Source organism: Thermoanaerobacterium sp. CMT5567-10, assembly GCF_030534315.2.
GTDB lineage: Bacteria > Bacillota > Thermoanaerobacteria > Thermoanaerobacterales > Thermoanaerobacteraceae > Thermoanaerobacterium.
Window position 1 is genome coordinate 573,154 of sequence record NZ_CP130558.2, and the last position, 10,799, is coordinate 583,952.

Here is a 10,799-nt window from a genome sequence, read left to right on the forward strand (position 1 = left end):
CCTTATAAAACTAAGTTTAAACTATTAAACGTTATTAGTGCCTTGTATGACATTCAATTTACTTAATTTTCGCAGCAATTGGTATCATTTACATTGCCTAAAATAAAGATTCTTATCCGCATATTTTTGCTGACAGTATTTTAAGCATAGTACGACTTGCATAGAAGCTTTACAACTTTTTTCAACCTCATTTAATCTTCCACAACATCTTCTCTCACCTATTTTCTGTTTTCGATAAGTTCGTTTAGGTCAATCTCTGGAAATGCATTTTTTAGACCTGTTATGAATTTATTCCCTGGACGCGATTCGCCTTTTTTAATGCGTATTAGTTGTCGTTGGCTTATGTATACTTTTTGTGATAATTGTTTTTGAGTTAGACCATATTTTATAAGTATCTCATTAATAACATTTACCATAGTTATCCTCCTCGTAATAATCTATTTGATTATTTTAATTATAGTATATAATCATTTAGATGTCAACTATTTTGCTATTAATTTTTATAATTAATCTCTATATAGATGATGTATATATAACTTTTTTCTACATGGTTACTAATTTTAAATTAGTTGTCACTTTATTGTTGACATTCATGTCACTTTATTGCTATAATTGGAAATTGAAAGGCGATTTTTAAAGGAAGTGTTACGATGAGGAATAAAAAAACAATTGGTGATGTAATAAGAGAATTAAGACAAAATAAGAATATATCTCAAAGAGAGTTAGCAAATATATTAGGGGTTAGTAATACTGCAATATATAAAATAGAAAATAATAAAAATAAATATTTTGATCCTGAAATGCTTTCTAAAATTGCTATAGCACTTGATACAACATCTGATGAAATTATGCGCCAAGTTAATGAAAGTAATAATATTGAAGGTCAAAATACTTCTTCAGATTATAAAGATATACCTATTGAAGATATTGAACAGTTTTTAGATGGTCGCAAAATGTTAGCTTTTAAAGGACAAATTTTGTCAGAAGAGCAATTAAGGTATGTATATGCTTTTTTAGTTACTGCTGATGAAATGTATAAAAAACAGCAAGAAAAACTTGCCAAAGATCCTGAATATAGAAAGGATTTTGAATAAAATTACGTAAAAAGTTATAAAAGAATCTATGTATGAAGATGACAGTAACAAAAAATAGGTGAATTTATATCTATATAATGATTGAATTTTTCTTCATCATTTGATGTGATTACAAAAAAGTATTGTTATGTGGAAATAACTATTGAATGCATTGGAGTATTCTCCACTTGATAAATACACTTACCGAATCTATGTTTAAATATATTGTATTAATAAGCCCGAAGAGGTGTTTAAATAAAAACTTTTTGCAGTAGAATCATAAGATGTAATATTTGCCGAAAAGCATAAATTTGTTTTCAATTATGCAAGTAAAAACACTATCCAAGCTTTACAACATAGAATGTTAAAGCCATAAGAGGTTTTGTAAATCCTATTATGGCTTTAACGTCATTAATTTACAGTTTTAATCTATGTTTTTTACAACATTACATTATTCATAAAGTAATATTTTAATTATCAACTTTTTAAGAAATCTAAATAATTATATACACCCTATTTATAGAATTTGACTTTATCAGCATCATTGAACAAATCAATCTTATGGTATATAACTTCTTTCATAGCTTTAATACATGGCGGATAAATTTCATTTGGTTCACGGATAACAGGATCCTGTAAAACTTCACGACATTTTCGATAGAATGCTTCTTTAATATCACTGGAAATGTTTATTTTAGAAATACCTATTTTTACAGATTCCGCGATCTCGTCGTCCGGATTAGAAGAACCGCCATGTAATACCAACGGAATGTTTATTGTATCTCTTAAAACCTTTAACAAGTCTAATCTTAATTTTGGTTTCATATTTTTAGGATAGATACCATGAGCTGTTCCTATAGCTATTGCCAATGTATCTACGCCAGTTTTTTCAACAAATTCTTTTGCTAGTGCTGGATCTGTATAAATAATCTTATCAGCTGAGGGTTCTGCATCGTTACCTGTCTTACCAATTGTTCCAAATTCTGCTTCTACAGAAACATTTACAGCATGCGCAGCCTCAACTACTTTTTTTGTAATTGCGGCATTATCTTCAAATGGCATTTGGGAAGCATCAATCATAACGGATGTGAATCCACATCTTATTGCATGAACTATCTGTTCAAAGGTTGCGCCATGATCTAAGTGGATAGCAACTGGTACATCAGATTTATAAGCTTCTTCTATGACACTAGCTACAAAACTGTCTCCTACAAATGACAATTCATCTGGATGTATTGCTATAATAACTGGAGCTTGTTTTTCATGGCACGCTTCCATCACACCTTTTAATATCATATTACTGCTTGTGTTGAAAGCTGGTACTGCAAAGTGATTTTCCTGAGCTACTTTTAGTAACTGTTTCATGTTCATTAACATAATCTTTTCTCCTTTTTAATTTTTATTTTGAGAGCCGGACAGTTTGATATAATATCTTACTAAATTTATACTGTCCTGCTCAACTTGGTGCATTAATACATAATAATTAATATCTGGATTTTCCTTCAGCCTTGCTTTAATTGCTGCAATATTAGCATTCATGAAATCACATCCCACATTAATTTTATTGATACCATATTTAACAGATTTCAATATATTATCTTCACCAGAGCCCGAACCTCCATGAAGTACTAATGGCATTTTAGTTAATTCTTTAATGATTTTTAATCGTTCAAAATCAAACTTTGGAACCATGCCATTAGGATAATTACCATGGGATGAACCAATTGAGATAGCGAGAGCGTCAATTCCTGTCTCTTTCACAAAACGTAATACTTCCTTAGGATTTGTATACATATCATTTACCGTAAAATTAGCTCCTTCAGTAGCTCCCATACACCCAATTTCACCCTCTACGCTTACTCCTTTGGGATGTGCATATTGTACAATTTCTTTTGTCATGGCAATATTTCCTTCCAAGCCAAAGCGAGATGCATCTACCATTACCGAAGAAAATCCATCGTCAATTGCTTTCTTAAGTAAAAGAACGTCTTGCCCGTGGTCAAAATTTAAAGCAACTTTTATATTGGTTCTGCTAGCCAGTTTTTTTACAATGGGGGTTATTAATTCACTATCACAATGGTTTAACAAATGCTCTTGAACCACATTGATAATAATAGGAGAATTTTCTAATTCGGCGGCTTTTATAACAGCTCTCGCTGTTTCTAAATTAAAACAGTTAATTGCCATTACAGCATAATTATTCTGGTTAGCTTTTTTCAACATTTCTGTCATTGAAACATACATAACAATTCTCCTTTAAACGGTATCACAAAATGCAGTAGATGTACTCTATGATAGTTATAAAATTAATTTATTTTAATGCTTGATAAATCAAGTTCTTCTTCATCTTCATCTTCCTTAGTATCTTCTTCTATTGCATCCTTTTTTAAAAATACCAAAAGAATTGCAGTAATTATTGAACCTACACTTAAAGCGATTAAGAAACCAAGTGGGTTATGCATAGCAGGAACAATAAACATACCACCTGAAGGAACAGGAGAACCGACTCCTAATAGCATAATCAAGATACCACCGATTGCTGCGCCGAAAGAACAAGAGAAAATGACACGTATTGGATCAACTGCCGCAATTGGAATAACACCTTCTGTAATCATACAAATACCCATTGGGAATGCAATTTTGATGTTCTCAGCTTCCTGTTTACTGTATCTTGATTTTTTTATCAACCATGATAATGTCACACCAAATGGAGGAATCATTGAAGCACAAATCTTAATTGCTTCTGGTCCATAAATACCCTCTGCTAACAAACCATCTGCAAACAATGATGCAACTTTGTTAACAGGGCCGCCAAAATCAAATGCAGCCATAGCACCCATAATAGCACCAAATATTACTTTAGAGCCTCCATTCATAGAACGTAGGAAGTTTGTCAAGCTTCTTGAAGCTGACGCAATAGGTCCACCGATTACAAAAAACATCAATAAACCGATTACAATTGAAGAAAGTAATGGAATAATCATCATTGGCATTAACCCTTGTGCCCATTTTGGAAGTTTTAGATTGTTTTTTAAAAAATTCACAAAATAGCCAGCAAGGTATCCACCAAGCATGCCACCAAGGAAACCAGCACCAATAGCATTAGCAATCATACCCATCAATAAGCCAGGTGCAATGCCAGGACGATCAGCAATAGAATAAGCAATTGCTGCACTCATTACTGCTGGAATTAACCCCATACCAAATACACCAAGTGATACAGCTGCCTGCCAAATCGTATAGGAGTCTTTGTAATCTTTAATTATAGATGGATTTCCTCCCGCTAGATTGCCAATTGCAATTAATAAGCCAGATGCCACAACTAGTGGAAGCATAAATGAAACACCCGTTAACGCATGTTTCTTTAACTGTAAGTTTTTTAACATATTAGATCTTCTCCCCTCTGTTTTTAATAATTTTTTATAATCCTAATTCCTGTTGGATTTTATTAATCAGTGCTTTTGGAGACTTAATTGCAACTTCAGTAGGAACATCAATGACTTTTTTGCCTGAAAAGCGTTCTCTGCCCTTTACTTTGATATCAGCTGCGATGATTACAACATCAGCTTCTGCAATATCACTTACTTTAAGTTCATCTTCTGTTCCAATAGTTCCTTGAGTTTCAATGTGAATTTCATGTCCCAAACTTTGTGCAGCGCGCACCAATTTTTCTTTTGCTATATAAGTATGCGCAATTCCAGATGTACAAGCTGCAATTCCTACAATCTTCATAAATCTTCCTCCTTTCTATATTTATTCTCCTGCAAAGATTTGATAAATTTCTTCAGGTGTTTTCACTTTTTGTAGCCTTTCACATACTTCATCATCTGCTAATTTTGTCGCCACTTGTGAAAGTAAACGAATATGAGCACTATCCCTGTTCTCCTCTTTCACAGCAAACAAAATAATAAAGCGTACCGGTTTATTATCTAATGTTTCCCATTCAATGTCTGTTTTAGTTCTACCTATAGCTAATGATGTTTTACTAACAAATTTTGATTTTCCATGAGGAATTGCTATCCCATTGCCAATACCTGTAGAACCCAAACGTTCTCTGTAATATACATCATCCAAGAAAGCTTCCTTGTCTGATAAAGCTCCTGCATTATATAGTAATGTCGTTAATTCCCGTAATACTTCATCTTTTGTTTTTGCTTCCATATCAAGTTTGATTGTTTCAATTTTAATTACTTTTGCTAAATCAGTTGCCATAATCTTCATTTCTCCTTCATTCAATTCAAAATAACTCTTTACATCTTTTCTATTCATACATTTTTTTAAATAGTACATGGACCCTTCAAAGGTATGAAGATGATATATTTCTGATAATAAATGAGTTATTATATCAGTATTATCCATTGCTATATAGAATACGATTTGCTTCTTCAGTTTCTTGATATCATTCAATGCAATTGCTAAAATAGGTTGCTTGCTATAGAATGCCATTTCCACTTTTATGTCATCACCAAGTGAAATTTCGTGAAAATTGATATTGGTATGGTATTTTTTATTTAATTGTTCAACAACCTCATCATGCTGCTTATTGAAATAAATATTTTCCTCTGTAAGATATTGGTTAATATATAACGTCCCTATTTTTTTTCTATCAGTTTTCACAGGTTTTTCTACTAAAAGTTTGGATATATTTTTAATATCCTGATCATTTAAAAACGTAGATACAAGGATATAAGGTTTTTCTTTAATATCTATTGGTACTGTTGATACAATAAAATCAATATCATCCATGTTACGTTCTTTTAACATGCTAACTGATAAAATATCTACAATTTCCCAATCCGGAAAAGCCCTCCGGATCCTTGTACTTAACAATTGTGATGTTCCATAACCACTTTGGCATACAACCAAGATACGTCTTTTAACAATTGATCGTTCTAATGCTAGTTGATAATATAATGCCAAATATCCTATCTCATCCATCGGAATCGTTTTTAACTTTAAATCATATGTTGCCATTAATACAGCTGCTTTACATATATTCAAAATGTCCGGATATTCTTCTATAATGTCTCCTATTACTGGATTTGATATTTGAATATCGTAGTCGAGTCGGTTCAACATAGGACGTATATGCATCAATAACCCTTCCATTACGATTTCATCATTTAAAATATTTATATTCATAATTTTTTCCATAAAAGATGTCACTTTTTTTGCAAATATATTCGCCCTTTGATTTAATTCATTTAAAACCTCATTAGCATTCTCACTCATATTTTTCACTAATCCAGAAGAGATAAAATATTGATATAAATAGTAAATTTCTGATTCTCCTAATTGTGTCTGAAAATCTTTGTTAATTTGATTAACAATATTTTTCGCCTCTTCATAAGCTTTTTCATATTTCAAATTATCAGACTTTTTTGCAACATCTACCTCTATTTGCTTTCCTTCCAGCCCCCTTGTCAATGAAATCAAAATATGAGTTAAAATGTTGATGTAATAAGGATCATTCAAGAGGCAATTATATTTCTTTTCCAATTTAACAAGAAGTTCATTAACATAAATAATCTTATCTTTTTCAAAAATTTCTAATAATGCATTTAATGTAGATGCATCAATGCGCGCTGACAGCTCTTCAATAGTCCAATCTTTATCCACTTCCTTCGAATATTCAATTAGGAGAGATTCAATAGCTCTTCGAATATCATTTTCTGTTCCTACTATCCTAGTCCCTTTTTTGTTTTTCTCCAGTTTGAGGTTAAATTGTGATATCCATTTTTCAATATAATTCAAATCATTTACTATGCTCGTCTTACTAACGTAGTACATATCGGAAAGTTTTTGTATAGAAGTACTCATATGTGAACTAATCAACAAGTTTTTAATAATTTCAATCCTGCGTTCTTTGATTGAAATATTTTCATGCTTTCTTTCTTGTCTCTCAAGATCGTTAAGTAAAAGCCATTTGGCATTTTTTGCATTTACAATCATAATGCCTGTACCTCGTTTACGGTCTAATATAATATTAAATTTATTCAGATATTTCTCTATCACCCTTAGATCCTTTTGAATGGTTTTATTGGAAGCATTTAATAAATCAGCAAAGCTTTTAATTGTTTTATAATTTGTTTCTTCCAATAATAACTTTATAAATTCTATCTGGCGTTTAGTAAGACTAATCAACGTTTACCTCCTTTCTTTTATTCTCCCTCTGCCCCACAAGTATAGGATATCATATTGTTCAAATATGTAAAATAACAAATAAGTTCCTTTAAAAAAGGAACTTATATAACAACTCTCTATTAAATGCAACTGCGTGTTTTTTTATTTATAAAAAATAAGCCACTGTGCAATTTACACAGTACTTTTTGTTTAGTTATAGTTTATTATTTTGATTTTTTATAAAACATTCAAAATGAAATTATGGCATCTTATTAAAATAGAGGCAATTGTTTAATTTTATTTTCTTTTGTATTTTATCGTTTCTCACATCAATAATTAGTATTTCTGCATTTTTTGTAAACGGCAAGTACTTTCAGATAAATTTCGGAAAATAACTTTCCTGAATTTTTTCCATATGTCCATTCAAAAATGATTGCCTGTACTCAAGCCTATAACTTTTACCTGTTATTTTAAAAAGCTCACATCTGTAAACTTCTGTATCCTTTTTATCTACAATTTTCACCTTAGTTTTATTGATTTTATAATAAAATATACTATTGTAACAAAAATTATTATCAATAAAATAGCAATAGACCCGATTCCAAGTTCTTTAAACTTCCCTAAAGCTATATATATATCTTTATATAAGATAAACGAAAGCAAAAAAATAACCTCTACCTTTAAACAAGTCATAAGCGTACGCGCATTTCTATATTGGCGCTCTGCATTTTCCTCAGTAATTTCAGGAATATAATTAAGTATATGAGGAAATCTACTTATATATGAAAACATAAAATATAATAAAATGCTCACTATAGGTATTAAAAAAAGAGTTCCTTTGCTACCCCAAGAATATGGATTACCAGATAAACTATAATGTATTGGAACTTTATTTGGAAGATATGGCCAATACCTAATAAATAGTAATAATTCTAAAATGAGATTAATTATTACTATTATTTCGATAACTTTTTCAAATGTTGAAAATTTTAACTTTAAAATAGACCTATTTTTATACATTTAATTTTCATTCCTTTCATAAATTTTTAGTTAATCTGAGCCGTTGTTAATGTTCTTTTCTCTATTCAATACCTTTTTATTATTCCTATCTATTTAATAAACTGTAATGCCCTTGTACATCTTCATTTTATAGCGCTGTTTTTCCAATGTCTACTATATCTTTGTATAGTTTTGACATAAAAAGCAAAAAACTATACAAAAGTATAATCTTAAAATTTAATCTATATCTATTAAATTTAATTTAACCGCTTTTGTAACTGCTTTCTGAATGCTTTTTACGCATAGCTTCTCAATTATTTTCCTCTTATGATATTTTACAGTAACTGGTTTAATTTCAATCTCTCTTGATATGGCCAATTCTTTATAACCCTTTGCAAGCATTAGCAATATCTCTATCTGATTATCAGTTAAATTTATATTGCAGTTATTTAGTTATTGCTCTTTTATATTGGTTTTATATTCATCGGCAATTTTATCTGCAAGCAATTCTAAAACTATAGTCATTTCATCTGCCATGACATATTCTATCGTCGATACATCAAAATATCCTATTATCTTTTCATCTACAATGATAGGCGCTCAATACAATACCATTTTTTCAAAATGTCACAGAAATGATGCTGAGGTTCTAAATAAACTAATCTTCTTAATTGCATCGCCATTGAAATAGCATTTGTTCCTACGGCTTCTTCTTTAAAAGACATACCTATTCTAAAACCTGATTTATCTATGCTGTTATACAGCAAATTATTTCAATATAAAAAGCACCATAAAAAGCAAAATAATTTAACCTTATCCATTATGTAAAGTTAATTAATTTTCATATTCATGTATAAGATTGGTTAATCTTGCCTACAATTATAGAAAAATAATGGGGCGGTAAAATTAATTACCACCCCAAGAAAGGTATCACAATGATAATTATAGCCTTTCCAGTTAAAAATATACATGAATATATCGAAAATGAATCATATTTGTACATAGATACACCATCTGGATGTCCTAATTGCAATTACAACGGTAAATTGTATAGGCACGGTTATTACTGCAGGGGTGTCTTTATTGACAATAATTGCATAGATATTACCATAGCAAGAGTTATTTGTCCTGTATGCCATAAGACACATGCTTTAATACCGGATTTCCTTGTGCCATATTTTATCTATCCTTTATCTGTTATTCTAACTTCTTTGAAAAAAATATTTATCGATGGACATGGCACTACATATGTTGCTGATGAAATCATTAAAGAGTTTAATTTGTTTTTCGTAAAACAGCAAAATATCAGTTATTTCAAAATGAGATTTCTCTCGATTTTGAATTATGTTCACAGCTTTTTTGCTAATTTTCGAGAATACATTGAAACAATGAACAGTTTATCACCTAGAACTTTGATAAGCAATATTTGTAAATATACAAAAGAAAAGCTAAAGTTTAATTTACACTATTTTGATTTGATGAAAGTACATTTTTTCAAAAAAGCTTAAACTTAATTTTTGGTAGAATTTTTTTGCTTTTTTTACAAAAGCCATGTTTTTATCATAATTTACCGATGTTTTTGTCTGTATAATTATTTTAATTCGATTAAAAATGTTTAATCTGAATTTGTCTATGTAAATTTATTTAATTTGCATTTTATTTCTCCACATAACCTTTGTGAATGTACCATCATTATCCAGTCAATAATACTGATAATTAAATCGAGGATGTTTTTAGGCATGGATAATGATGTTAAACAAAAAATTGCTTACTTTAAATTTTCTTTGATAGCACCGCTTATCAATGAAAATTACACTCAGGAAACTGCAAAAGAATATATGGAGGTTATTACTTCTAAAGTTTATGATGTGCCTTCATTAGGTAAAAGAGAATTCTCTCCTAATACAATTAAGACATGGCTTTACTGTTACAGAAAATATGGATTTGAAGGTTTATATCCTAAAAGTAGATGCGACAAAGGTGCTTCAAGAGTTTTAACTGATGATGTTAAAGCCTATATTAAGAATCTAAAACTTGATAATCCAAGAAGATCAGCTAAATCAATCTATCAGGAACTTTTGGTTAAAAAGTTTATTGAGCTTGATAAAGTATCCTTATCTACAGTTCAAAGATATCTTCGAAAAACTAAAATATCTACATCAGCATTAAACACAAAAGACAGGAGAGCTTTTGAAATGGAGTATCCTAATGACTGCTGGCAATCTGACATATCCATGGGTCCATACTTAGTTATCAACGACAAGAAGATTAAAACATACCTTATTGCTTTTCTAGATGATTCATCAAGGTTAATAACACATGCAGAATTTTATGATACAGATAATGTAATATCACTTATTGATGCGTTCAAAAAAGCCATTTCGAAAAGAGGTGTTCCTAAAAAACTATTTGTTGATAACGGCAAAGTATTCCAAAGCGAACAATTGCATTTAATATGTGCATCATTGGGAACGTCTTTATGTTATGCTGAACCGTATTCGCCAGAATCAAAAGGTTATGCTAAGTATATGATAATGTAAAGTAATACGATAAACACAGCATATATAAAGAAAAATATAAAGCTTTACTTTACATTATCATTCC

General features: G+C 30.2%; 13 protein-coding genes. 4 read left to right on the top strand and 9 right to left on the bottom strand.

Annotated elements, in window-relative coordinates; genetic code table 11:
- Positions 1-218 precede the first annotated feature (218 nt).
- Positions 219-416, bottom strand: coding sequence for a helix-turn-helix domain-containing protein (locus Q2T46_RS03050; protein ID WP_096230322.1), 198 nt, complete (start codon positions 414-416; stop codon positions 219-221).
- A 234-nt stretch (positions 417-650) separates the two neighbouring features.
- Here Q2T46_RS03050 and Q2T46_RS03055 point away from each other — a divergent pair, with 234 nt between their 5' ends.
- Complete coding sequence (locus Q2T46_RS03055) at positions 651-1,094, top strand: helix-turn-helix domain-containing protein (protein ID WP_303264314.1); 444 nt, start codon at positions 651-653, stop codon at positions 1,092-1,094.
- Positions 1,095-1,586: 492 nt separating this feature from the next.
- Here Q2T46_RS03055 and Q2T46_RS03060 read toward each other — a convergent pair whose 3' ends face one another.
- The 8 genes from Q2T46_RS03060 to Q2T46_RS03095 all read right to left on the bottom strand — a co-directional run bounded on the left by Q2T46_RS03060 (position 1,587) and on the right by Q2T46_RS03095 (position 8,597).
- A complete protein-coding gene (locus Q2T46_RS03060; protein ID WP_399387988.1) occupies positions 1,587-2,450 on the bottom strand; it encodes a ketose-bisphosphate aldolase in 864 nt (287 codons plus the stop codon).
- A 15-nt stretch (positions 2,451-2,465) separates the two neighbouring features.
- The gene (locus tag Q2T46_RS03065; RefSeq protein WP_303264312.1) at positions 2,466-3,317 is read right to left on the bottom strand and encodes a class II fructose-bisphosphate aldolase; all 852 of its coding nucleotides are present in this window, start codon (positions 3,315-3,317) and stop codon (positions 2,466-2,468) included.
- A gap of 62 nt (positions 3,318-3,379) precedes the next feature.
- Positions 3,380-4,459 (bottom strand): PTS fructose transporter subunit IIC, encoded by a 1,080-nt coding sequence (locus tag Q2T46_RS03070; protein WP_303264311.1) that lies wholly within the window; start codon positions 4,457-4,459, stop codon positions 3,380-3,382.
- A gap of 34 nt (positions 4,460-4,493) precedes the next feature.
- Complete coding sequence (locus Q2T46_RS03075; protein ID WP_015311257.1) at positions 4,494-4,805, bottom strand: PTS fructose transporter subunit IIB; 312 nt, start codon at positions 4,803-4,805, stop codon at positions 4,494-4,496.
- A gap of 21 nt (positions 4,806-4,826) precedes the next feature.
- On the bottom strand, positions 4,827-7,217 hold the full coding sequence (locus Q2T46_RS03080) for a BglG family transcription antiterminator (RefSeq protein WP_303264310.1): 2,391 nt from the start codon (positions 7,215-7,217) through the stop codon (positions 4,827-4,829).
- Between the two features lie 352 nt (positions 7,218-7,569).
- Complete coding sequence (locus tag Q2T46_RS03085; protein ID WP_311062318.1) at positions 7,570-7,719, bottom strand: hypothetical protein; 150 nt, start codon at positions 7,717-7,719, stop codon at positions 7,570-7,572.
- Entirely contained in the window at positions 7,716-8,216 is a 501-nt protein-coding gene (locus tag Q2T46_RS03090) for a DUF1648 domain-containing protein (protein WP_303264309.1), read from the bottom strand. The genes Q2T46_RS03085 and Q2T46_RS03090 overlap by 4 nt, the downstream gene beginning before the upstream one ends.
- 216 nt (positions 8,217-8,432) lie before the next feature.
- Positions 8,433-8,597: a helix-turn-helix transcriptional regulator gene (locus tag Q2T46_RS03095; protein WP_303264308.1), complete on the bottom strand. Its 165-nt coding sequence runs from the start codon at positions 8,595-8,597 to the stop codon at positions 8,433-8,435.
- Positions 8,598-8,664: 67 nt separating this feature from the next.
- Between Q2T46_RS03095 and Q2T46_RS03100 the strand changes: the two genes are divergently transcribed.
- From Q2T46_RS03100 to Q2T46_RS03110, 3 genes are all read left to right on the top strand, one after another.
- Positions 8,665-8,886 carry a hypothetical protein gene (locus Q2T46_RS03100; RefSeq protein WP_311062319.1) on the top strand — a complete coding sequence of 74 codons (222 nt, stop codon included), beginning with the start codon at positions 8,665-8,667 and terminating at the stop codon, positions 8,884-8,886.
- 244 nt (positions 8,887-9,130) lie between these two features.
- Positions 9,131-9,703 (top strand): DUF6431 domain-containing protein, encoded by a 573-nt coding sequence (locus tag Q2T46_RS03105; protein WP_303264307.1) that lies wholly within the window; start codon positions 9,131-9,133, stop codon positions 9,701-9,703.
- A gap of 231 nt (positions 9,704-9,934) precedes the next feature.
- A complete protein-coding gene (locus Q2T46_RS03110; protein ID WP_303264306.1) occupies positions 9,935-10,735 on the top strand; it encodes a DDE-type integrase/transposase/recombinase in 801 nt (266 codons plus the stop codon).
- Positions 10,736-10,799: the final 64 nt, after the last annotated feature.